We start from the raw sequence: 22,678 nt of genomic DNA, 5'->3' as shown, positions 1-22,678 counted from the left end.
CGGTTACATACCGAACCCGGAAGCTAAGCCTCACAGCGCCGATGGTACTGCAGGGGGGACCCTGTGGGAGAGTAGGACACCGCCGAACAATCTTTGGGAAAACCCCCGCATCTTCGATGCGGGGGTTTTCTGCGTTCCGGGTCATTTAATGTCGGTGGCATGCACTACGAACTCGTCATCTTCGACAACGACGGCGTCCTCGTCGACAGCGAGCCGATATCCAACCGGCACCTGGCCGCCTACCTGACCGAGCTGGGCCACCCCACCTCGTACGAGGACTCCGTCCGGGACTACATGGGCTCGGCCATGCACCGCGTCCATGAGCTGGTCCAGGAGCGGACGGGGCAGCGGCTGCCGGACGACTTCGACGACGTCTTCCACGCCCGGGTCTTCACCGCCTTCGAGCGGGAGCTCCGGCCCGTGCCCGGTGTGGCCGGCGTGCTGGAGAAGCTGGCCCGGTCCGGAGTGCCGTACTGCGTGGCCTCCTCCGGGAGCCATGAGCGGATCCGGGTGGGACACCGGGTGACCGGGCTCGACCGGTGGTTCGAGCCGGGCACGGTCTTCAGCTCGCAGGACGTGGGGCGGGGTAAACCGGCGCCGGACCTCTTCCTGCACGCGGCCCGGCGGATGGGTGTGGCCCCCGGGCGGTGCCTGGTCGTGGAGGACTCCCCGCTGGGCGTACAGGCGGCCGTGGCCGCCGGGATGGACGTCTACGGGTTCACCGCCATGACGCCCGCGGAGCGGCTCACAGGCGCCCAGCGGCTCTTCACCGACATGGCGGAACTCGCCGACCTGCTGGTATGACCCCCACCATCGACCGGTACCTGACATCTGTCATGCGGACCACCGGACGAACGGTTCTACTGCCGGACCCCTCCCCCAGGCGAAGCTGAGGGCATGACGAAGAAGACGGGGAACCAGGTCCAGGACCAGAGCGTGCTGGACAACTTCAAGCCGCTGCTGGTCGACGTGGCCGTGCCGCTCGGCTCGTACTACCTCTTCAAGGACGCCTTCGGGATGAGCACGTTCGCGGCGCTCGCCTGGAGCAGTGTGGTGCCGGCGCTGCGTACCGGATGGAGCCTGGTGCGGGACCGCAAGGTCAACGGCCTGGCCGGTCTCATCCTCGTCGTCAACGTCGTCTCGCTGCTGCTGAGCTTCGTCTCGGGCGATCCCCGGCTGATGCTCGCCAAGGACAGCGGAGTCAGCAGCACGGTCGCCATCGGCATCCTGGTCTCCGTCGTGCTCGGCAAGCCCATGATGACGGCCGGCATGAAGCCGTTCCTCGTCAAGGGCGACGCGGCCAAGGAAGCGGCCTGGGAACGGCTGGCGTCGGGCACGGCGGCCGGGTCCGCGGCCTTCCGCCGCAAGGAGAACGTGTTCTCGGTCGTCTGGGGCGTGGTGCTGCTCGCCGAGTGCGTCGCCCGGTTCGTGGGCGCCTACACCATCCCGGTGGACACCATGGTGTGGCTCGGCGGTGTCTTCATGGTCGTCGCTATGGTCATCGGTTTCGTGGTCAGCGGTGGTCTGGCGGCCGAGCCGATGGGACGGATGCTCACCGCCGAGGTCGAGGCCGCACCCGCCGAGCGGGCCGAGGTGGCCGTCGCCGCCTGACCCACCGGCCGGAGAGCCGGAGGGAGTTGAGGGAAACTCACCTTTGGCTGGATCTACCCACCGGTAGCCCGGGGCCCTACGCTCGCCGCCATGACTGATGTGCTGCGGCGCGGTAGGGCCTCACTGGCGTTCGGGTTCTTCGCCCAGGGCGTCGCCTTCGCCCTGCTGGTGACGCGCATCCCGGCCGTCCAGGACCGGTACGGCGTCTCCGACGCGCTGCTGCCGCTGTTCCTGGCGGCCGTGCCGGTGCTCGCCGGGATCGGCAGCGTGACCACCGAGCGCCTGGTGCGGCGGGTGCCGCCCAGCCGGCTGCTGCGCTGGTCCCAGCCGGTGGTGCTGCTGGGGCTGCTCGGTGTCGGCGCGGGGGGCCCGGGGCGGCTGGCGGCGCTGGCGGTGGCGCTCGGCGTCTTCGGCCTGGCGGTCGGGGTGCTGGACGCGTCCATGAACATGCTGGGGGTCAGCCTCCAGCGGTCGTACGGGCGCAGCATCATGCTCAGTTTCCACGCGGCGTACAGCCTGGGCGGGATCATCGGGGCGTCGCTGGCGTGGGCGGGGGCGCACTGGCATCTCGCGCTGTGGGTGTCGTACCTGCCGGTGGTCGCCGTCCTGCTGCCGGCGGTACTGGTGGCGAGCCGCTGGTACGTCGACGCGGACCCCGCCGGTGCCGTGCCCGGTGCGGACGGGGCCGCGGCCGGGGGCGGGACCCTGGTGTTCCGGCTGCTGCTGCCGCTGTGCCTGGTGATGACGTTCGCCTACATCGGGGACTCCACGGTCTCCAACTGGAGCGCGAAGTACCTGAAGGACGTGCTGGGCAGCTCCGAGCAGCTGGCGACGGTGCCGTACAACGTGTACATGGTGACGACGCTGCTCGGGCGGGCCATCGGGGACTTCGGGGTGCGGCGGCTCGGGGCCGTCATGGTCGTGCGGATCGGGGCGGTGGTGGCGGCCGGCGGGTTCGCGGTGGTGGCCTCCGCGTCGGGGGCGTGGGCCGGGATGCTCGGGTTCACTCTGCTGGGGCTGGGCCTGTGTGTCCTCGTGCCGCAGACGTTCGCGGCGGCCGGACGGCTGTTCCCGGGGGCGTCGGACGCGGCGGTCGCACGGCTGAACATCTTCAACTACGTGGGATTCCTGGTCGGTTCGCCGTTGGTGGGCGCCCTCGGGGACGCCTGGAGCTATCGGGGAGCCATGCTCGTGCCGATGGTGTTGGTGCTGGTGACGCTCGGGTACGCCAGGTCGTTCGCGGCTCAACCGGACCGATACGGTGGCGGGCATGAGCGGCCGCGCACAGTTGATGTGGGACGAGGCAGTAACGGGCTATGACTTCGGCCGGGGCCATCCGATGGATCCGGTCCGGCTGTCGCTGACCCGGAAGCTGGTCGGTGCCTTCGGGCTCGACCGGGAGCTGGAGGTCGTCGCGGCCAAGCCGGCCGGCGAGTCGACGCTCCGCCTGGTCCACCGGGAGGACTACATCGACGCCGTGAAGGCCGTGTCCGCGGATCCGGACGCGGCCGACGGCTCGTACGGGCTCGGTACGCCCGACGATCCCGCGTTCGCCGGGATGCACGAGGTGTCCGCGCTCATCGCCGGCCAGTCCGTCGGGGCGGCGGAGGCGGTGTGGCGGGGCGACGCCGACCACGCCGTGAACTTCGCGGGCGGGCTGCACCACGCGATGCCGGGGGGTGCGTCCGGTTTCTGCATCTACAACGACGCGTCACTGGCGATCGCGCGGCTGCTGGAACTGGGCGCCGAGCGGGTCGCCTACGTGGACGTCGACGTGCACCACGGGGACGGGGTGCAGGCCGCGTTCTGGGAGGACCCGCGGGTGCTGACCGTCTCGCTGCACGAGCACCCCCGCACGCTGTTCCCGCAGACCGGGTGGCCGGAGGAGACCGGGGCGGGCGAGGGGGAGGGTACCGCGGTGAACGTGGCGCTGCCGGCGGGGACCGGGGATGCCGGCTGGGTGCGCGCGTTCCACGCCGTGGTGCCGGAGCTGCTGGCCGCGTTCCGGCCGCAGGTGATCGTCTCCCAGCACGGGGCCGACACCCACTTCGAGGACCCGCTGGCCCACCTGGCCGTCTCGCTGGACGCCCAGCGGGCCGTGCAGACGGCCTGTCACGAGCTGGCGCACGCCCACGCGGACGGCAAGTGGGTCGCGCTCGGCGGGGGCGGCTACGCGGTCGTGGACGTCGTACCGCGCTCGTGGACGCACCTGGTGGGGATCGCCGCCGGGAAGCCGGTGGATCCGGAGGCGATGATCCCCGAGGGGTGGCGGCAGGAGGTGTTCGCCCGGACGCGGCAGCCGGGGCCGCGGCGGATGACGGACGGGCTGTGGCCGGTGGCGTACGGCGAGTGGGAGGCGGGCTACGACCCCGCCGACCGGGTCGACCAGGCCGTACTGGCCACCCGCCGGGCCGCCTTCCCCCTGCGGGGTCTGCTGCCCTGACCGTTCGGCCCGGCCGGCTCGCGCTGAGGCGCCGGAGGAGCCGGGTGTGGGCCGACCGTGCGCAGTTCGCCGGTTCCCGTCCCCGCGGCGCCCCCGATGCGTCACCATCGCACCCGTGTCGTCCTCCGCCCGCCTCCGCGCGCATCTGCTGGCCGCCCGGCTGGCCGGGGTGGTGGCCACCTCGCGGGAGAACAGCCTGCGCAGCTACCGGCTGTTCGCCGCCCGGGACCCGCGGGTGCTGCTCGGGATCGTCCCCGAGGGGTCCTGGGGACAGCGGGACGTGCTCGCGCTGATGGCGCGGAGGTGCGGGGTGGGCGCCGACCCCCGGCACACGTCCGGGCCCGACGTGATCGACCCCGAGCGGACGCTGGCCGCGCTGGACGCCTTCGCGGACCGCGTCGGGGAGGCGGCCCGGCGGGGCGTGCCCGTGCTGTTCGGCACCGGGCACCCGCAGCGGCTGCTGGGTTTCTACGCCACCCTCGCGGACGCCCTCTCGGCGGCGGGGTGTGAGGTGCTCACCCCGGCGCAGGGTCGCTGTGTCGACATATTGACCCGGTTCGGCCTACGCACCCATCGGCTCGACTACGTACGAGGGGTTGCCCTGGTGCGGGAACCGGCGGGCGGGCGCCCCGGTCGTGAGCCGGGCGCGCACAGCCATTCCCCCCTCCCGGTTCGGGTCGCGCTGGAGGCCGCCGCGGAGGCCGGCGGGCCGCTGCCGGAACTGGTCGTCGGAGATCACGGATGGGTCTGCGGTGCTGGTCAACTGGGGTTCGAGGCCATCGGGCTGGCCGACACCGACGACCCCGCGCTGTTCGTGGGCGAGGCCGAGGGGCGGGTGTCCGTCGCCGTTCCGGTTGATGACGCCGTACGGTCTGCTCACTACCGGCCGCTGGCCCGCTACGTACTCAATCGGGCCTGTCTGTCACAGTAGCCGCCGATGGGTGCACCTCTTCCCCACTCGCATCACCCGCCCCTAGTCTGGGGAGTGAGCACGCAGCGACGAAGAGTCACCGGAAGGGGAAGCCGGTGACCGTCGAGTGCGGAAGGTGCAGGTGTGTCATGGCCGCAGCTGGCGAGAGGCCTCTCAACGAGGTCCAGTTCCTTACCGTGGCGGAGGTCGCCTCGGTGATGCGAGTGTCGAAGATGACCGTGTACCGTCTGGTGCACAGTGGTCATCTGCCCGCTATCCGGGTGGGGCGGTCCTTCCGCGTCCCCGAGCAAGCGGTACACGAGTACCTCCGCGACAGCTACGTGGGGGTGGAGACGGCCTGACGGCGACCCCCGGGTGTGGCGCCCGGGGACCCTCGATTACGACCTCGGCGCTCGGTTGGGTAGGCTGGCCCCTCGTAGGTCGTGTGGGCCCATGGCGCCCAAACAACCGAGTCATGAGAAGTGAGCGAGGGTAGTCGTGGGCTCTGTTATCAAGAAGCGGCGTAAGCGGATGGCCAAGAAGAAGCACCGCAAGCTGCTCAAGCGCACGCGCGTGCAGCGTCGCAACAAGAAGTAGGCGACGCGCGAGAGCGTGACTCTGTGGCCCCCCATCAGTACTGGTGGGGGGCCACAGGCGTTCGCGGACGGGCGAAAAAACGTCACCTCGGGCAGCGGGGGCCGTCACAGCGCGACCACGACCCGCTAGGTTGGCCGCACAGGGGAACGCGGGATACCGGTACGCGGAAGGAAGGCGCTGATCTTGGGGAAGGTCGTGCTCGTCACCGGAGTCGCCCGGCAGTTGGGCGGCCGGTTCGTACGGCGCGTCCAGCGGGACCCGGAGGTCGACCGGGTGATCGCCGTGGACGCGGTACCGCCGGCACACCACCTGGGCGGGGCCGACTTCATCCAGGCCGACATCCGGCAGCCGACCATCGCCCGCGTGCTCGCCGAGACCGGTGCCGACACGGTCGTCCACCTGGACGTGACCGGCACGGCCCTGGGCGGCGGCAGCCGGGCCACGGTCAAGGAGACCAACGTCATCGGCACCATGCAGCTGCTCGGCGCCTGCCAGAAGTCGCCGGCCGTCAGGCGGCTGGTGGTGAAGTCCAGCACCAACGTCTACGGGTCCGCGCCGCGCGACCCGGCCGTGTCCACCGAGACCACCCCGCCCAAGTCCCTGCCCAGCGGCGGCTTCGCCAAGGACGCCGTCGAGGTCGAGGGGTACGTGCGCGGGTTCGCGCGGCGCCGGCCGGACGTCGCCGTGTGCGTGCTGCGGTTCGCCAACATCCTCGGGCCGGCCGCCGACACCCCGCTCGCCTCGTACTTCGCGCTGCCCGTGCTGCCGACCGTGTTCGGCTACGACCCGCGCCTCCAGTTCGCGCACGAGGACGACGTCATCGAGGTGCTGCGGATCGCCTCGCACGAACCGCGCCGGGGCACCCTCAACAGCGGCACCTTCAACATCGCCGGCGACGGGGTGCTGCTGCTGTCGCAGTGTTCGCGGCGGCTCGGGCGGCCCACCGTGCCGCTGCCGCTGCCCGCGGTCACCTGGGCCGGCACCCTGGTCCGTACGCTGGGCATGACGGACTTCTCGCCGGAGCAGATCCGGCTGCTCACCCACGGGCGGGTGGTCGACACCGTCCAGATGCGCGAGACGCTGGGCTTCACGCCCCGGTACACGACGGCGGCGGCGTTCGCGGACTTCGCGCGCGCCCACGGCCCCGGGCTGCTGCCGCCGGAGACCCTCGCGGGGACCGTCGACCGGATCGCCGCGCTGACCGCGAGGGCGGCCGGCCACCTCCAGACGGACAGCGCCAACTGAGGAGCGCAGCAACGATGGCGGACGCCAAGGTCATTCCGTTCGACGACGACCGGTCCCGCGGAAGCGCCGCGCAGCGCCCGGCGCGGCGCCGGAGCGGGACCGGCCGGCGCGGCCCGCTCGGCGAGGCGGGCGAGGGCGGCGAGGTCCAGTCACTGCCGGGCCGGGCGCGGACACGGGACGACGGGCCCCTGAGTACGGCCGAGGAGCCGCCGCGGGCTCTGGAGGGCGCCGCGGTGGGCGACGGGCGGGACGGCGGCCTGGAGCGGCGTGTGGCGGCCGGACTGGCCTTCCTGCGGCGCCGGCTGACCGGGGACTACGAGGTCGACGACTTCGGCTACGACGAGGAGCTGACCGACCAGGTCCTGATGTCGCTGCTGCGGCCCCTGTACGAGGCGTACTTCCGGGTCGAGGTGAAGGGCGTCGAGAACATCCCGGCCGAGGGCGGGGCGCTGATCGTCGCCAACCACTCCGGGACGCTGCCGCTGGACGGGCTGATGATGCAGGTCGCCGTGCACGACCACCATCCGGCCGGCCGCCATCTGCGGTTGCTCGCCGCCGACCTGGTCTTCGTCCTGCCCGTGGTCAACGAGCTGGCGCGCAAGCTGGGGCACACGCTGGCGTGCGCGGAGGACGCGGAGCGGCTGCTGGCCCAGGGCGAGTTGGTCGGGGTGATGCCGGAGGGGTTCAAGGGCATCGGCAAGCCGTTCGGCGAGCGGTACAAGCTCCAGCGGTTCGGCCGCGGCGGGTTCGTCTCCACCGCCCTGCGCCAGGGCGCGCCGATCATCCCCTGCTCGATCGTCGGGGCCGAGGAGATCTACCCGATGCTCGGCAACGCCCGCACCCTGGCCCGGCTGCTGGGCTTCCCGTACTTCCCGCTGACGCCGACGTTCCCCTGGCTGGGCCCATTGGGCGCGATTCCGCTCCCGACCAAGTGGACGATCCAGTTCGGTGAGCCGATCCCGACGGACGGCTATCCGCCGGAGGCGGCCGAGGACCCGATGCTGATGTTCAACCTCACCGACCAGGTCCGCGAACAGATCCAGCACACCCTGTACAAGCTGCTGGTGCAGCGGCGGTCGGTCTTCTTCTGAGGTGTCCCGGCGTGCGGGTGGCCGGGGCGGTGGGGCGTCCCGCTCGGGAGGGACGCCCCACCACCTCGGCCGGGGCGGCGCTAGTCGGCGTGGTCGCCGTCGATCCCCAGGTCGGGCAGGAGGCCCGGCAGGAGCGGGGGGATGGTGACGTCGGGGGCGCCGGTCGGCGGGGTGAGGCCGGGCGCGGGGGTGCCGCCGGCGCCGGTCCTCGGCGGGTCGAGCAGTCCGCCGGTGTCGCCGCCGATGAGGCCGTCGCCGCTGCTGCTGGCCGAGCCGCTCGGGGTGCCCGTGCGGGCGTGCTTGCCGGTGGACGGGGCGGTCCCGGTGGAGCTGGGCGCCGTCGACCGGTGGCTGCCGGAGGAGCCGGTGGCCGACGGGTCCGAGCCGTGCCGCCGCTTGCCGGTGCCGGGCTGGGCGGGTGGCTGCGGGAGGAGCGACTGGAGCGGGGCGACTTCCTGGTCTATGGCGTCGAAGACCGAGGAGACCTCCTGTTTGACGTCGCCGAGCTGTACGGGCAGCTTGTCGCTGAGCGCGGTCCAGGCCTCGCGGTGGGACCGTGAGAACGCGGACAGCGCCTGGATCGGCCCGAGGGAGCCGGGATCGGCCTCGTACGCCGCGTGGAGCAGGCGGTGGCCCTCGGTGACGTCGTGCCGCATCCCGGACAGGGTGCGGCGGATCTCGCCGATGGACTCGTGGTCGAGGTGGCCGCCCCGGCCGCGCTCCAGCAGCCGTCTCGCTTCGCTGAGCCGCGTGGAGGCCTGGTCGAGGTAGGTCTGGCCGCGCTGGTCGTCACCGTCGGTCAGGTAATTGAGCTTGAAGTCCTCGATGCCGCGTTTCAGGCCGTACAGCGAGTCGCCGGGCAGGGCGTCGGAGCTGGCGGCGGCGACACCGCCGAAGGCCCCGGCGGCCACGCCGACGCTCAGTCCGCCGGCCGCCAGGCCCTTGGTCAGTCTGGTACGCGGGCGGAGCTTGCCCAGGGGGCTCGCCCGGTGCGCGCCCTTGGCCCGGTGGGAGCGCTGTTCCGGTACCGACGCGTCCGCCGCCCCGGTGCCCTCGCGGAGCATGGCTTCCATCGCGGCCACCAGCTGGGCGCGTTGGACGACCTTGACCTCGGGGTCGAGCTGTGGCCTGGGCAGCGCACCGAGGCCCGCCGACAGGGCCAGCAGCCGGCCCTGGTCGGTGTGTTCCCCGGTGTCCGGCGGTGACTCCGCCGGTGCTGCGGACTGCTCGGCCGCCGTGTCCTGGTCGGACTGCTCCTCCAGGGCCTGGGCGAAGGCGTTCGCCCGCCGGTGCGCCGATACGTTCGCGATCACTGGCGGCACCTCCTCTCGTCATGACGGTCGGCTCCCCAGGGGGTCCTGGGGGTGCACGCCCGCGGCCACTCTCACGCCGTCGGGCGTTCAGGTGGGCCAGGACGTGACCACAGGGAGCCTGTATCCCGCACAACGACTGGCGCGGCACTTGGGTTACGGACGGCGGATGATCGGGTCAGAAAGACAACCCGCGCTCACGCGGCGTGAGTTGGCGTCACGCGGCGTGGCACGGCTCAGCGGGCGTCCTCCGGCAGCAGCCGGGCGAGGGTGCGGACGGCACGGTACTGGAGCGTCTTGATCGCGCCCTCGTTCTTGCCCATGACCCGGGCGGTCTCGGCGACCGAGAGGCCCTGGAGGAACCGGAGCGTCACGCACTCCTGCTGCTGCGGGTTGAGCCGCCGTACGGCGTCGAGCAGGGCGGCGTTGGAGAGGGACTCCAGGACGGAATCCTCGGGCGAGCGTTCGACCTCGTTGGCGTCGAGCATCTCGCCGGTGGTGATCTCCAGCCGGAAGCGGCTGGACTTGAAGTGGTCGGCGACGAGGTTCCGCGCGATCGTGACCAGCCAGGCGCCGAAGTCGCGGCCCTGCCAGGTGAACGTGCCGATCCTGCGCAGCGCCCGCAGAAAGGTCTCACTGGTGAGGTCCTCCGCGGTCGCCCGCCCGCCGACGCGGTAGTAGATGTAGCGGTAGACGGTGTCGCTGTACTGGTCGTAGAGCCGTCCGAAGGCCTCGGCCTCTCCGGCCTGGGCGCGTTCGACCAGGTCCATCATCCGGGCGCTGTCGCTGTCGGCGGCAGGCCGGCGGGCGGTGGCCGCGCCGGTGGCACGCCCTCGTCTGCCGACGGCGGCGCCGCCGTCGGCCAGTGCATAGCACGGGCCCAGGGGCGCGGCGGCGGCGAAGGCGGGGACGGCGTACGCGGGGGGGACATGGCCGCGCAGCGTCTCTTTGACCGTCGCGATCGTTGCGCGCAGCGTAGCCAGGCCCGAGGCGTCAACCCCGACGTGTGGGTACACGGGACTCCCAGAGGCAGAGCTTCCATCACGTACAGTGCGGGACCGTTCACCCGTCGTGGCGACGGAGGGGTACCGGTTTGCGTCTGAGGAGAATAACGCTTCGTGCAGGCCCTGCTACACCGAGTTGCTCAAACTGTCGATTGCGTCGCTTCCGTAGTCGTTTGAGGCCCGTTTGGGTGCCACAGAGTGATCGGTTCATGAACGGATCGGGGCGGATTCCGGTGAAGTACCGGACGAGTTGAAATGGCCGCGGCATGATCCCGGGCGCGCGCGGACCCGGGCCCGCGGGATGAGCGGAGAGGGCAGGGGAAGGCAGGGGACCAGGAGGGGCCGGGACGAGCGGTGGTGCCCGGCCGGGCGGGGCCTGGCCGGGTGTCGGCGCGGCGCCGGCTAGCGGCGCCGGCGGCTCAGGGCGATCGCGGCCGCGGTGCCGCCGGCGACCGCGCCGACCCCGGCCGCCGCCGGGATGCCGACCTTGGCCGCCTTGCGGCCGGTGCGGTAGTCGCGCAGCCGCCAGTCCTGCTCGCGGGCGTGCCGGCGGAGCTTGGCGTCCGGGTTGATGGCGTAGGGGTGGCCCACCAGGGACAGCATCGGGATGTCGTTGTGGCTGTCGCTGTAGGCGGCGCAGCGGCCGAGGTCCAGGCCCTCCGCCGAGGCCAGGGCGCGCACCGCCTCCGCCTTGGCCGGGCCGTGCAGCGGCTCGCCGACCAGCCGGCCGGTGTAGACGCCGTCGACCGACTCCGCGACCGTGCCGAGCGCCCCGGTCAGGCCCAGGCGGCGGGCGATGACCTGGGCGATCTCGACGGGGGCGGCGGTGACCAGCCACACCTTCTGGCCGGCGTCCAGGTGGGCCTGGGCGAGGGCGCGGGTGCCGGGCCAGATGCGGTCGGCCATGTACTCGTCGTAGATCTCCTCGCCGATCGTCTCCAGCTCGACGACCCGGTGGCCCTTGACGATGGACAGGGCCGAGTCGCGGGCCTCCTGCATGTGCTCGGGGTCCTCGACGCCGGCCAGCCGGAACCACGCCTGCTGCCAGGCGAACCTGGCCAGGTCCCGGGTCTCGAAGAACTTCCGCTTGTACAGCCCCCGGCCGAAGTGGAACAGGGCGGCGCCCTGCATCACCGTGTTGTCGAGGTCGAAGAAGGCGGCGGCCTTGTCGTCGCCGATGACCGGGAACACCGGTTCCTCCGGCGCGGCCCGCGGGATCCCCTGGGCTTCCTGCGTGGACTTGCGGGCAGCCTCCGCCGAGGCCTCGCCTGCCAACACGCTCCGCGCCGTGGCGGAGCGCCTACGGGAAGTGAGCCATCCGAGAGCGGCCATGACGTGAGCATAGCCACTGTGTTCGGCGGTTCCGGAGCGGAGCGGCCCGGGGCGGGTGAACTCCGCGTGACCGGTCCGTGCGGCGGCCGTCCGGGACGGGTGCGCGGCCCGCGGGCGGTCGGCGATCCCGGGTGGGCGCGGGGCGCGCGAGAATGGCGGTATGAGCGCCCTCTTCCGACGCAAGGCAGAACCCCGTGAGCGGCGGGTGACCCTCGTGCGCAAGCCCGGCTGCCACCTGTGCGACGACGCGCAGCTGGTGGTCGAGAAGGTGTGCGGCGACCTGGGCGTGCCGTGGGAGCCCAGGGACATCACCGGGGACCCGGAACTGCACGACCGGTACTGGGAGCAGATCCCGGTGGTCCTCATCGACGGCGAGCAGCACACCTTCTGGCGCGTGAACGAGGAGCGGCTGCGCCGGGCACTGACCGGCTAGTACAAACCGGCCGGAAAGTTCGCTTAGGATCGACGGCGGTCTGGTCTCGGGGGCGGGATTCGTGAGGAGAGTGTGCGGTTTTGCCCCCAGTAACGAAGGAACGTCGGTGCGTGTGCGCCGGTTCCCGGCGAGGGCGCGAAAGGCGCGTGACCCCGGTCACTTCTGCCGGGCAAATCGGACACCATCTTTGTGCACGCGTTCACAAAGACATAGCCTGCTGTCGACGGGGCGGTCTGGTGACGTATGACCGCCTACAGCCCCGCTCTACCCGCAGGAGCACCGTGGCAACTGGCCGAACACACCGACCGGCGACCCGTAGCCGAGGGATTCCCGAGGCCACCGTCGCCCGGCTTCCGCTGTACCTCCGAGCCCTGACCGCGCTGTCGGAGCGCTCGGTCCCCACGGTCTCCTCCGAGGAGCTGGCCGCGGCGGCGGGGGTCAACTCCGCCAAGCTGCGCAAGGACTTCTCCTACCTGGGCTCCTACGGGACGCGCGGTGTCGGTTACGACGTGGAGTACCTCGTCTACCAGATCTCCCGCGAGCTCGGCCTCACCCAGGACTGGCCGGTCGTCATCGTCGGCATCGGAAACCTCGGCGCCGCCCTGGCCAACTACGGCGGCTTCGCCTCCCGCGGCTTCCGGGTGGCCGCGCTCATCGACGCCGACCCGGCGATGGCCGGAAAGCCGGTGGCGGGCATCCCGGTGCGGCACACCGACGAGCTCGAGAAGATCATCAAGGACAACGGGGTCTCCATCGGCGTCATCGCCACCCCGGCCGGTGCCGCCCAGCAGGTCTGCGACCGGCTCGTGGCCGCCGGCGTCACCTCCATCCTGAACTTCGCGCCGACCGTGCTGTCCGTCCCGGACGGCGTCGACGTGCGCAAGGTCGACCTCTCCATCGAGCTCCAGATCCTCGCCTTCCACGAGCAGCGCAAGGCCGGTGAGGAGACCGCCGCCGGCGACGGCGCGCTGCCCGCCGCCACCACCCGCGGCGCTTCCGCCGACCAGGGGCCCGACGGGGACGTACCCGCCGTGATGCCGGCATGAGTCTGCTCGTCGTCGGGCTGAGCCACCGCAGCGCCCCGGTCAGCGTCCTGGAACGGGCCGCGCTGAGCACGGACGCCCAGGAGAAGCTGCTGCGGGACACGGTGGCCGCCGAGCCGGCCACCGAGGCCGCGGTGCTCGCCACCTGCAACCGCATCGAGCTCTACGCCGACGTGGACAAGTTCCACGCCGGTGTCGCCGAGCTGTCCACGCTGCTCGCCCAGCACAGCGGCGTCGGCCTGGAGGAACTGACCCCCCACCTCTACGTGCACTACGAGGACCGGGCCGTCCACCACCTGTTCTCGGTGGCCTGCGGCCTGGACTCGATGGTCGTCGGCGAGGGACAGATCCTCGGCCAGATCAAGGACTCCCTGGCCCGCGCACAGGACCTGCACACCGCCGGCAAGCTGCTCAACGACCTGTTCCAGCAGGCCCTGCGGGTCGGCAAGCGCGCCCACTCCGAGACCGGCATCGACCGCGCCGGACAGTCCCTGGTCACCTTCGGCCTGGAGCAGCTGGCCGAGGGCGGCGCGGTGCAGGACTGGGCGGCGGGCCGCACGGCACTCGTCATCGGCGCCGGGTCGATGTCCTCGCTGGCCGCCGCCACGCTGGCGCGCGCCGGGGTCGCCGAGATCGTCGTCGCCAACCGCACCCTCGAGCGCGCCGAGCGGCTCGCGCTCCTGCTCGCCGAGCACCACGGGCAGCGCCCCTCCGGTGGCGAGGCGACCGTGACCGCGCGCGCGGTGCCCATGGAGGCCGTGCGGGACGAGCTGACACGTGCCGACGTCGTCGTCTCCTGCACCGGGGCGACGGGTCTGGTGCTCACGGCGGAGACGGTCGCGCAGGCGGTCGAGGGACGCACCGGACGGCCGGCCGTCGCCCACACCGCGCACCCGGCCGCGAAGCCCGGCGCCGCCCGCACCGCCGCGGCCGCCGGCGCCGACGACAACTGCCCGCTCGACCTGGCCGCCGTGCAGCCCGGCTTCTCCGTCATGGGCGAGGCCGCCGTGGCCGGCCTGGACGCGGCCACCCTGGAGCAGCACGCGGCCTGGGTGGACAACGGGGTCGTGGACCGCCGGGAGCGCCGTACGCCCGAGGCGGACGCCGAGCTGATCACCGCGCTCGCCGCGACCGTCGCCACGGGCGCCCGGATCCCCGAGCGGCGCCGGCCCGAGCCGCCCGCCGAGCGGCCGGCCCCCTTCCTCTTCCTCCTCGACCTGGCGATGCCCCGCGACATCGACGCGGCCGTGCACCGGCTGGCCGGGGTCCGCCTGGTGGACATCGAGTCGCTGGCGGAGGCGTCCGCGGACGCCCCGATGGCGGCCGACGTCGACCAGGTGCGGCGTATCGTCTCCGACGAGGTCGCCGCCTTCGGCGCGGCCCAGCGGGCGGCGCACATCACGCCGACCGTGGTGGCGCTGCGCACCATGGCCGCCGATGTCGTCGCCGGTGAGATCGCGCGGCTCGACGGCCGCCTCCCCGACCTGGACGAACGCCAGCGCGGAGAGATCCGGCAGGCCGTGCACCGGGTCGTCGACAAGCTGCTGCACGCGCCGACGGTACGGGTCAAGCAGCTCGCGGCCGAGCCCGGCGGCGCCGGGTACGCGGACGCGCTGCGCACCCTGTTCGACCTCGACCCCGAGACGGTCGCCGCCGTCTCCCGGGCCGGGGACAGTACAGACACGAAGGGCCGACCGGCATGACTGAGAAGGCTTTGCGGCTGGGGACGAGGCGGAGCAAGCTCGCCATGGCCCAGTCCGGGCAGGTGGCTCAGGCCGTCCGCCGGGTGACCGGGCGGCCCGTGGAACTGGTCGAGATCACCACGTACGGCGACACCTCCCGTGAGCACCTGGCGCAGATCGGCGGCACCGGCGTCTTCGTGACGGCGCTGCGCGACGCGCTGCTGCGGGGCGAGGTCGACCTCGCGGTGCACTCGCTGAAGGATCTGCCGACCACGCAGCCCGACGAGCTGGTCCTGGCCGCCGTACCGGTGCGCGAGGACCCCCGGGACGTGATCGTCGCGCGCGACGCGCTGAAGTTCACCGACCTCCCGCGCGGGGCGCGCATCGGCACCGGCTCGCCGCGGCGGATGGCGCAGCTCAACGCGTACGCCCGCGCCCACGGCCTGGACATAGAGACGGTCCCGATCCGCGGCAACGTCGACACCCGGATCGGATACGTCCACGCCGGTGAGCTGGACGCGGTCGTCCTGGCCGCCGCCGGACTGAACCGGATCGGCCGGAGCGACGAGGTGACCGACTTCCTGTCGGTCGACACGGTTCTGCCCGCCCCCGGCCAGGGGGCCCTGGCGATCGAGTGCAGGGCGGGGAACACCACCCACGACGCCGCACTCGTCGCGGCGCTCGGCGAACTCGACGACCCGTACACGCGGGCCGCCGTCACCGCCGAGCGGTCCCTGCTCGCCGCCCTGGAGGCCGGATGCAGCGCCCCTGTGGGCGCGCTGGCCGACCTTCGCCCCCTCTCGGCTCCGCTCGAGCGGGGGGCCCAGGCCGAGAAGCAGATTGTCAAGGAGATGCGCCTGCGTGGTGTGGTCGGCACGACCGACGGCACTCGCATGGTGCAGCTGTCCACCACCGGTCCCGTGCCCCGGACGCACGAGCGTGCGTCGGCACTCGGTCGCGAACTCGCCACCGAGATGCTCGCCCAGGGTGCGGCCGGTCTTATGGGGGAGCGAGCACGATGAGCCCCACCACTCTTCCCGCCGGCCTGGAACACGGTCACGTCACCTTCCTCGGTGCCGGACCCGGGGATCCGGGACTGCTGACCCTGCGCGCCGTGGAGGCGCTGTCGCACGCGGACGTCCTGGTCGCCGAGCACGAGGTGCTCGACGTGATCCGGACCCACGCGCGGCAGGGCGTCTCGGTCGTGGAAACGAACGCGGAACCCTCCTCGGTCTCACCGCCGGGCACGGGCACGCCGCAGCTCACGGTCGTTGACGGCACGTCAACTGCGGCTGCGGTCCCGTCTCCTGCCCGGGATGCCGTCCATCTTGTCATGGAGGCCGCGCGGGGCGGCAGGCGGGTCGTCCGTGCGGTGCCCGGTGATCCGGGACTCGACACGTACGCCGCCGAGGAGATGCTCGCCTGCGCCGCCGCCGGGGTGCCCTTCGAGGTCGTCCCCGGGGTCGCGGCCGTGGTCGGCGTGCCCGCGTACGCGGGTGTGCCGCTGCGGGACGCCGACGGCGCGGACGTCCGGTTCGTCGACGCCCGCACCGCCTCCGACCGCTGCTGGACGGAGGTCGGTGCCTCGGACGGCACGGTGGTGGTCTCCACGACCCTCGACTCCGTCGCCGCGGCGGCCGGCGAGCTGGTCGCCGCGGGCCGCAAGCCGGACACCCCGCTGACGGTGACCGTCGCCGGTACGACGACCCGGCAGCGGACCTGGTCGGCGACGCTCGGCACCATCGCGCAGACGCTGAAGCAGGCGAAGGTGCTGCCGTCACCGGACGGCGGCCGGCCGGTGATAGCCGTGGTCGGCGAACGTTCCGCCGCCGCCCGGCGCGACCAGCTGTCCTGGTTCGAGTCCAAGCCGCTGTTCGGCTGGAAGGTGCTCGTGCCGCGGACGAAGGAGCAGGCGGCGTCGCTCTCCGACCAGCTGCGGTCCTACGGCGCGGTGCCGCACGAGGTCCCGACGATCGCGGTGGAGCCGCCGCGCACGCCCCAGCAGATGGAGCGGGCGGTCAAGGGCCTGGTGACGGGCCGCTACGAGTGGATCGCGTTCACCTCCGTCAACGCGGTGAAGGCGGTCCGGGAGAAGTTCGAGGAGTACGGCCTCGACGCCCGTGCCTTCGCGGGCATCAAGGTGGCCGCGGTGGGCGAGCAGACCGCCAAGGCGCTGGTCGCCTTCGGCGTGAAGCCGGACCTGGTGCCGAGCGGCGAGCAGTCGGCCGCCGGACTGCTGGAGGACTGGCCGCCGTACGACCCGGTCTTCGACCCGATCGACCGCGTGTTCCTGCCCCGTGCCGACATCGCCACGGAGACCCTGGTCGCCGGGCTGATCGAGCTGGGCTGGGAGGTCGACGACGTCACGGCCTACCGGACCGTGCGCGCGTCGCCGCCGCCGGCGGACACCCGGGAGGCGATCAAGGGCGGCGGTTTCGACGCGGTGCTCTTCACGTCCTCGTCCACGGTCCGCAACCTGGTGGGCATCGCCGGCAAGCCGCACAACGTCACGGTGATCGCGTGCATCGGCCCGGCCACGGCCAAGACCGCCGAGGAGCACGGGCTGCGGGTGGACGTGATGGCCCCGGAGCCGTCCGTGCACAAGCTGGCCGAGGCGCTGGCCGAGTTCGGCATGCGCCGCCGCGCGGCGGCCCTGGAGGCCGGCGACCCGGTGACCCGCCCGAGCGAACGCCGCCCGGGAGCCCGCAGACGCCGCACCACGACGTGATCCCCGGCTGACGCCGACCCTCAGGGGTGCCCCGATCGCCCGGGGCACCCCTGAGCCATACCGGTGCGGTGCGGGGACGTCCGCTCCGCGGTATCGAGGGGTTCCTGGTCGTGCCCCCGGGCCGACAGGGCGTCGGCAAAGGTGGTTCTGGGGCGGGCGTAGCGTAGAAGTCATGTCGAAGTACGGATCGTTCCCCGGTACGCGGCCCCGGCGGCTGCGGACCTCGCCCGTCATGCGGCGGATGGTCGCCGAGACCCGGCTGCACCCCGCCGACTTCATCCTCCCCGCGTTCGTCCGGGAGGACGTCGGTGAGCCGGTGCCCATCGCGGCGATGCCCGGTGTCGTGCAGCACACCCGGGACAGCCTGAAGAAGGCGGCACTGGAGGCCGTGGAGGCCGGCATCTCCGGGATCATGCTGTTCGGGGTGCCGGCGGAGGAGAAGAAGGACGCCCTGGGCACGGTCGGGACCGACCCCGACGGCATCCTCCAGCTGGCGCTGCGCGACGTGCGGGCCGAGGTCGGTGACGACCTGCTCGTGATGTCGGACCTGTGCCTGGACGAGTTCACCGACCACGGGCACTGCGGGGTGCTGGACGCCGAGGGGCGGGTCGACAACGACGCCACCCTGGAGCGCTACGCCGAGATGGCGCAGGTGCAGGCCGACGCCGGTGCCCACGTGGTGGGGCCCAGCGGCATGATGGACGGGCAGATCGGCGTCGTCCGTGACGCCCTGGACCAGATCGGCCGCGAGGACGTCGCCGTCCTCGCCTACACCGCCAAGTACTCCTCGGCCTTCTACGGCCCCTTCCGCGAGGCCGTCGGTTCCTCCCTCCAGGGAGACCGCAAGACCTACCAGCAGGACCCGGCCAACTGGCGCGAGTCGCTGCGGGAGGTGGAACTGGACCTGGCCGAGGGCGCCGACATGGTGATGGTGAAGCCGGCCGGCCCCTACCTCGACATCCTCGCCCGGGTCGCGGACGCCGTCGAGGTGCCCGTCGTCGCCTACCAGATCTCCGGCGAGTACTCCATGATCGAGGCCGCCGCCCAGAAGGGCTGGATCGACCGGGACCGGGCCGTGCTGGAGGCCCTGACCGGCATCAAGCGGGCCGGGGCGCGCACCATCCTCACCTACTGGGCCACCGAGGTGGCCCGGAAGCTGCGCTAGCGGCGGTCAGTCCCAGCGGAGCGCCCAGCTCACCGCGGAGGCCAGCGTGTCGGCGTAGGCGCCCAGGTCCGCCGGGCCGTCCGGGGAGAGGATGCCGGGGCACAGGGCGTAGTGCTCGGCGGCCAGCGCCTCCCTCTCCTCGGCCCCGGTGGGCGGCGCGGCGACCGACACGACCAGCGTGTCCCGGCCGAGGGCGACGACCCGGGCGCCGAACCGGTCCTCCCAGGACCGCAGCACCGCGCAGACCCGGGCCACGTCCTCGTCGTAGTCCAGCGGGCCGGTCCAGCCGATGGCCGCCGGTATGTCGGCGGACCGGCGCGCCGGGACGAGCGCGAGATGGGGTTCCCCGATCCACTCGCGCCAGGTGTCCCGGTCGTCGTGCAGGGTGTCCGCCAGCTGGGCGGCACGGGTCTCCGGGGTGGCGGTGAGGACACCGGCGGGCGCGAGCCCCGGCCAGTCCGTCCCGAACGGCTCGGTCCCCTCGGCCGGCCCGTCGTCCGTCTCCTGCGCCCAGTAGTCCGCCAGGACCTCCCCGGCGTCGTGGTCCCCGGGGTAGGACGCCTCCGCCGGCAGCAGTGCCCAGTCCTCGACGCCGGCCCGGCAGCCGGCCAGGTCCACCAGCACCGGCAGCAGCCCCAGCCGGGCCGCCGGCGCGCCCAGCGCCTTCCAGGTGCCGGGCGCCGACCTCTTCTCCGCGTGCCACAGCAGCGGCTCGGGCCAGGGGCCGTCGGCCGTCGCGTGCACGAGTCTGCCGGGCGGGAGCCGCAGCCCCAGGGAACGACCGCTGGGGTCGGTGGCCAGCCTGGGCAGCGGGTTGGGAAGAGTCGCCATGCCGGTGACTGTAGGGGCACCCACTGACAACGGGCCGGGGCGCCCGGTCAGACCAGGGTCGTGATGCAGAACGGGTGCCCGGCGGGGTCGAGCAGCACCCGCCAGCGGTCCGGCTGCGGCTGGGTCTCCGGCTTGGTCGCGCCCCGCGCCAGCAGGTGCGCCTCGGCCGCTTCCAGGTCGTCCACGCCCACCTCGATGTGGGCCTGCTTCTGCTCGGCCGGGTCCGGCCAGGTGGGGCGGCGGTAGTCGGGCACGCGGCTGAAGCCCAGGCCCGGTCCGCCGTCCCCGCCGGCGAGGAGGACGAAGTCGTCCGAGGTGTAGGCGACGGGCAGACCGAACATCCCGGCGTAGAAACCGGAGAGTTCGGCGGGGTCGGCGCAGTCGAAGGTGACGGCGGCGTAGCGGAACGCGGGCGCGGGTGTCTCAGGTGTGGTCATGGCAGCGACCGTAGGACATGACCCGGACAGTTCCGGTCCTGGTCGCGCGGCGGGTGTGCGAGACTTCCGCGCGTGATCAGCGCGTCCGCCCGTCTGCTGCGCCTGCTCGCGCTGCTCGCCGCCCGGCCCTCCTGGACCTGCGCCGAGCTGGCCGACCGCATGGCCGTCACCGACCGCACCGTCCGGCGGGACATCGCCAGGCTGCGGGAACTGGGGTACACCGTCGACTCCGACGCCGGGCCGTGGGGCGGCTACCGGCTGCGGGCCGGGGTGCGGGTGCCGCCGCTGATCCTGGACGACGAGGAGGCGCTGGCCGTGGCGGTGGGACTGCGGGAGGCGGCGCTGAGCGGTGCCCTCGGCGGCGACCAGGCCGCGCTGTCGGCGCTGCTGAAGCTCCGCCAGGTGCTGCCGGCGCGGATCGCCGGGCGGCTGGGGGAGTGGGACGACGCGCTGGTCCGGCTGCCCGGGTCACGGCGGCCGGCGCTGCCGCCGGGCATGCTGCTGGAGCTGGCCGCCGCCTGCCGGCGTGGTGAGCGGGCCCGGCTGTCCTACCGGGACGGGGAGGGCCGGAGCACGGTCCGCGAGGTCGACCCCTACCGGCTGGTCCACACCGGGCGGTGCTGGTACTTCGTCGCCCGGGACGTGGCCCGGGGCTGGCGGACCTTCCGCGCCGACCGCGTCGAGCGGCTGACCCCGACCGGGCGGCCGGTGGAGATCACCGACCCGCCCGATCCGGCGGGGCTGGTCTCCCACAACACGGCGGTCGGCCCGTACCCGCTGTCCGCGACGGTCCGGCTGGCCGTCCCTGCGGAGCAGGCGCTGCGGATCGTCCCGGCGACGGTCGGCACCCACCGTCCCGACGGCCCCGACGCCACCGTCGTGGAGATCGGCGGCCCGGACGCGGACCGCATCGCCGCCTACCTCCTCGGTCTGGCGACGCCCCTGCGGGTGCTGGCCCCGGACGAGGTGCGCGAGGCCCTCGTCCGGCGCACCCGGGAACTGCTCGACGCGCAGGGGTGAGGGGCGCGGGTCAGAGCTTCTCGGGGGTGCGGATACCCAGCAGCGCCATGCCCCGGTGCAGGGTGCGGGCCGTCAGGTCGCACAGGAAGAGGCGGTTGCGCACCTGCTCGGGCGTCTCGGCGCGCAGCACCGGGCACTTGTCGTAGAACGTCGTGTACAGGGACGCCAGCTGGTACAGGTACGCCGCCAGCTTGTGCGGGGCGTACTCGCCGGCCGCCTCCGCCACGGCCTCCGCGAAGGAGTCCAGGTGCAGCCCGAGGGCGCGCTCGGCGTCGGCCAGGGGCAGCTCCGGGCGGGCCTCCGGGCGGACCTCGCCGGCCTTGCGGAGGATGGAGCGGATGCGGGCGTAGGCGTACTGGAGGTAGACGGAGGTGTCGCCGTTGAGCGAGACCATCTGGTCCAGGTCGAACTTGTAGTCGCGGTTGGCCGACGTCGACAGGTCGGCGTACTTCACCGCGCCGATGCCCACCTGGGCACCGCGCTCGGCGATCTCCGCCTCGGAGAGGTCCTGGGCCTTCTCGCGGACCACGGCCGAGGCGCGCTCGATCGCCTCGTCGAGCAGGTCCACCAGGCGGACGGTCTCGCCCTCACGCGTCTTGAACGGCTTGCCGTCCTTGCCGAGGACGGTGCCGAAGGCCAGCTGCACCGCGGTGACGTCGTCGTTGAGCCAGCCGGCCCGGCGGGCGGTCTCGAAGACCATCCTGAAGTGCAGCGCCTGGCGGGCGTCGACGACGTACAGCAGGGTGCTGGCCTTGAGGTTGAACACCCGGTCGCGGATGGCGGAGAGGTCGGTGGCGGCGTAGCCGTAGCCGCCGTCGGACTTCTGCACGATCAGCGGGACCGGGTTGCCGTCCGGGCCCTTGATGTCGTCGAAGAAGACGCACAGGGCGCCCTCGGAGCGGACCGCGACGCCGGACTCCTCCAGCAGGCGGCACGTCTCGGCCAGCATGTCGTTGTAGCCGGACTCGCCGACGATGTCGGCGTCCCGGACCTCCATGTCCAGCTTCTCGAAGACGGAGAAGAAGTAGATCTTCGACTCGTCCACGAACCGCTGCCACACGGCGAGCGTGTGCTGGTCGCCGGCCTGGAGGTCGACCACCCGGCGGCGGGCCCGCGTCTTGAACTCCTCGTCGGAGTCGAAGAGCCGGCGCGCGGCCTTGTAGAGGCGGTCCAGGTTGGACATCGCCTCCTCGCCGGAGACCTCGGCGTCCTTGTGGTCCAGCTCGTGCGGGTGCTCGTCCAGGTACTGGATGAGCATGCCGAACTGGGTGCCCCAGTCGCCGATGTGGTGGCGGCGCACCACGTTCTCGCCGGTGAACTCCAGCAGCTGCACCACCGAGTCGCCGATCACCGCGCTCCGCAGGTGGCCGACGTGCATCTCCTTGGCCACGTTCGGCTGGGCGTAGTCGATGACCGTCGTGCCGGGCTCGGCGGCGTACGGCACGCCGAGGCGGCCGGTGTCGTCCGCGTACCGCTGCGCCAGGGTGGTGGTGATGGCGTTGTCGGTGACGGTGATGTTGAGGAAGCCGGGGCCCGAGACCTCGACGGACTCGATCACGTCGCCGGACTCGACGCGGGCGACGACCTGGGTGGCCAGTTCCCGCGGGTTGGCCTTGGCCTTCTTGGCGAGCGCGAGGATGCCGTTGGCCTGGTAGTCCGCCCGGTCGCTTCGTCGCAGCAGCGGGTCGGCGTCGGCGGCCTCCGGCAGGGTGGCCGTGAGGGCGGACGCGAGGCGCTGCTGGACGGAATCGGTGAGGGACGTGACCGAGGCCATAGGAAGGGGTGCCGTTCTCCTC

At 72.8% G+C, this 22,678-nt stretch carries 22 protein-coding genes and 1 rRNA gene; 17 read left to right on the top strand and 6 right to left on the bottom strand.

Annotated elements, in window-relative coordinates; translation table 11 throughout:
- From rrf to ACIQVT_RS28785, 10 genes are all read left to right on the top strand, one after another.
- A 5S ribosomal RNA gene (rrf, locus tag ACIQVT_RS28830) occupies positions 1–88 on the top strand; the annotation flags it as partial.
- Positions 89–159: 71 nt separating this feature from the next.
- Complete coding sequence (locus ACIQVT_RS28825; RefSeq protein WP_403760235.1) at positions 160–804, top strand: HAD family hydrolase; 645 nt, start codon at positions 160–162, stop codon at positions 802–804.
- A 93-nt stretch (positions 805–897) separates the two neighbouring features.
- Positions 898–1,611: a VC0807 family protein gene (locus ACIQVT_RS28820; RefSeq protein ID WP_403760232.1), complete on the top strand. Its 714-nt coding sequence runs from the start codon at positions 898–900 to the stop codon at positions 1,609–1,611.
- 90 nt (positions 1,612–1,701) lie between these two features.
- On the top strand, positions 1,702–2,931 hold the full coding sequence (locus ACIQVT_RS28815) for an MFS transporter (RefSeq protein ID WP_403760229.1): 1,230 nt from the start codon (positions 1,702–1,704) through the stop codon (positions 2,929–2,931).
- Positions 2,882–4,054, top strand: a complete 1,173-nt coding sequence (locus ACIQVT_RS28810; RefSeq protein WP_403760226.1) for an acetoin utilization protein AcuC — start codon at positions 2,882–2,884, stop codon at positions 4,052–4,054. Before ACIQVT_RS28815 ends, ACIQVT_RS28810 begins: the two co-directional genes overlap by 50 nt.
- Positions 4,055–4,169: 115 nt before the next feature.
- Positions 4,170–4,985 (top strand): phosphatase, encoded by an 816-nt coding sequence (locus tag ACIQVT_RS28805; RefSeq protein ID WP_403760223.1) that lies wholly within the window; start codon positions 4,170–4,172, stop codon positions 4,983–4,985.
- A 128-nt stretch (positions 4,986–5,113) separates the two neighbouring features.
- The gene (locus tag ACIQVT_RS28800; RefSeq protein WP_121791081.1) at positions 5,114–5,326 is read left to right on the top strand and encodes a helix-turn-helix domain-containing protein; all 213 of its coding nucleotides are present in this window, start codon (positions 5,114–5,116) and stop codon (positions 5,324–5,326) included.
- Between the two features lie 136 nt (positions 5,327–5,462).
- Entirely contained in the window at positions 5,463–5,561 is a 99-nt protein-coding gene (locus ACIQVT_RS28795) for a 30S ribosomal protein bS22 (RefSeq protein ID WP_003948845.1), read from the top strand.
- 183 nt (positions 5,562–5,744) lie between these two features.
- Positions 5,745–6,806 carry an NAD-dependent epimerase/dehydratase family protein gene (locus ACIQVT_RS28790; RefSeq protein WP_403760219.1) on the top strand — a complete coding sequence of 354 codons (1,062 nt, stop codon included), beginning with the start codon at positions 5,745–5,747 and terminating at the stop codon, positions 6,804–6,806.
- Positions 6,807–6,820: 14 nt separating this feature from the next.
- Complete coding sequence (locus ACIQVT_RS28785; protein WP_403760216.1) at positions 6,821–7,897, top strand: lysophospholipid acyltransferase family protein; 1,077 nt, start codon at positions 6,821–6,823, stop codon at positions 7,895–7,897.
- 80 nt (positions 7,898–7,977) lie between these two features.
- Here ACIQVT_RS28785 and ACIQVT_RS28780 read toward each other — a convergent pair whose 3' ends face one another.
- The 3 genes from ACIQVT_RS28780 to ACIQVT_RS28770 form a co-directional block, all read right to left on the bottom strand.
- The gene (locus ACIQVT_RS28780) at positions 7,978–9,210 is read right to left on the bottom strand and encodes a DUF5667 domain-containing protein (protein WP_403760213.1); all 1,233 of its coding nucleotides are present in this window, start codon (positions 9,208–9,210) and stop codon (positions 7,978–7,980) included.
- Positions 9,211–9,443: 233 nt separating this feature from the next.
- Positions 9,444–10,223 carry an ECF subfamily RNA polymerase sigma factor, BldN family gene (locus ACIQVT_RS28775; RefSeq protein WP_403760209.1) on the bottom strand — a complete coding sequence of 260 codons (780 nt, stop codon included), beginning with the start codon at positions 10,221–10,223 and terminating at the stop codon, positions 9,444–9,446.
- Positions 10,224–10,613: 390 nt separating this feature from the next.
- Positions 10,614–11,543, bottom strand: coding sequence for an HAD family hydrolase (locus tag ACIQVT_RS28770; RefSeq protein WP_403760206.1), 930 nt, complete (start codon positions 11,541–11,543; stop codon positions 10,614–10,616).
- Positions 11,544–11,703: 160 nt separating this feature from the next.
- Between ACIQVT_RS28770 and ACIQVT_RS28765 the strand changes: the two genes are divergently transcribed.
- The 6 genes from ACIQVT_RS28765 to hemB all read left to right on the top strand — a co-directional run bounded on the left by ACIQVT_RS28765 (position 11,704) and on the right by hemB (position 18,594).
- Positions 11,704–11,976, top strand: a complete 273-nt coding sequence (locus ACIQVT_RS28765) for a glutaredoxin family protein (RefSeq protein ID WP_403760202.1) — start codon at positions 11,704–11,706, stop codon at positions 11,974–11,976.
- A 281-nt stretch (positions 11,977–12,257) separates the two neighbouring features.
- A complete protein-coding gene (locus tag ACIQVT_RS28760; RefSeq protein ID WP_403760199.1) occupies positions 12,258–13,022 on the top strand; it encodes a redox-sensing transcriptional repressor Rex in 765 nt (254 codons plus the stop codon).
- Positions 13,019–14,722 (top strand): glutamyl-tRNA reductase, encoded by a 1,704-nt coding sequence (locus tag ACIQVT_RS28755; RefSeq protein WP_403760195.1) that lies wholly within the window; start codon positions 13,019–13,021, stop codon positions 14,720–14,722. The genes ACIQVT_RS28760 and ACIQVT_RS28755 overlap by 4 nt, the downstream gene beginning before the upstream one ends.
- On the top strand, positions 14,719–15,723 hold the full coding sequence (gene hemC, locus ACIQVT_RS28750; protein ID WP_403760192.1) for a hydroxymethylbilane synthase: 1,005 nt from the start codon (positions 14,719–14,721) through the stop codon (positions 15,721–15,723). The genes ACIQVT_RS28755 and hemC overlap by 4 nt, the downstream gene beginning before the upstream one ends.
- On the top strand, positions 15,720–17,429 hold the full coding sequence (locus ACIQVT_RS28745; RefSeq protein WP_403760188.1) for a uroporphyrinogen-III synthase: 1,710 nt from the start codon (positions 15,720–15,722) through the stop codon (positions 17,427–17,429). The genes hemC and ACIQVT_RS28745 overlap by 4 nt, the downstream gene beginning before the upstream one ends.
- 172 nt (positions 17,430–17,601) lie before the next feature.
- On the top strand, positions 17,602–18,594 hold the full coding sequence (gene hemB, locus ACIQVT_RS28740) for a porphobilinogen synthase (protein ID WP_403760185.1): 993 nt from the start codon (positions 17,602–17,604) through the stop codon (positions 18,592–18,594).
- Positions 18,595–18,600: 6 nt separating this feature from the next.
- Here the strand turns inward: hemB and ACIQVT_RS28735 are convergent, their stop codons facing one another.
- Both ACIQVT_RS28735 and ACIQVT_RS28730 read right to left on the bottom strand, forming a co-directional pair.
- Positions 18,601–19,425, bottom strand: coding sequence for a DUF4253 domain-containing protein (locus ACIQVT_RS28735; RefSeq protein WP_403760182.1), 825 nt, complete (start codon positions 19,423–19,425; stop codon positions 18,601–18,603).
- A 47-nt stretch (positions 19,426–19,472) separates the two neighbouring features.
- Positions 19,473–19,862, bottom strand: coding sequence for a VOC family protein (locus ACIQVT_RS28730; protein WP_403760179.1), 390 nt, complete (start codon positions 19,860–19,862; stop codon positions 19,473–19,475).
- 72 nt (positions 19,863–19,934) lie between these two features.
- On the opposite strand from ACIQVT_RS28730, the gene ACIQVT_RS28725 reads away from it, so the two are divergent.
- On the top strand, positions 19,935–20,882 hold the full coding sequence (locus ACIQVT_RS28725) for a helix-turn-helix transcriptional regulator (RefSeq protein ID WP_403760176.1): 948 nt from the start codon (positions 19,935–19,937) through the stop codon (positions 20,880–20,882).
- 10 nt (positions 20,883–20,892) lie between these two features.
- On the opposite strand, the gene argS is transcribed toward ACIQVT_RS28725, so the two are convergent.
- Entirely contained in the window at positions 20,893–22,656 is a 1,764-nt protein-coding gene (gene argS, locus ACIQVT_RS28720) for an arginine--tRNA ligase (protein WP_403760173.1), read from the bottom strand.
- Positions 22,657–22,678: the final 22 nt, after the last annotated feature.

Source organism: Streptomyces sp. NPDC100445, from assembly GCF_044759735.1.
Lineage (GTDB): Bacteria > Actinomycetota > Actinomycetes > Streptomycetales > Streptomycetaceae > Streptomyces.
The sequence above is the reverse complement of the archived record's forward strand: the minus strand, read 5'-3'. Positions and strand labels throughout refer to the sequence as shown.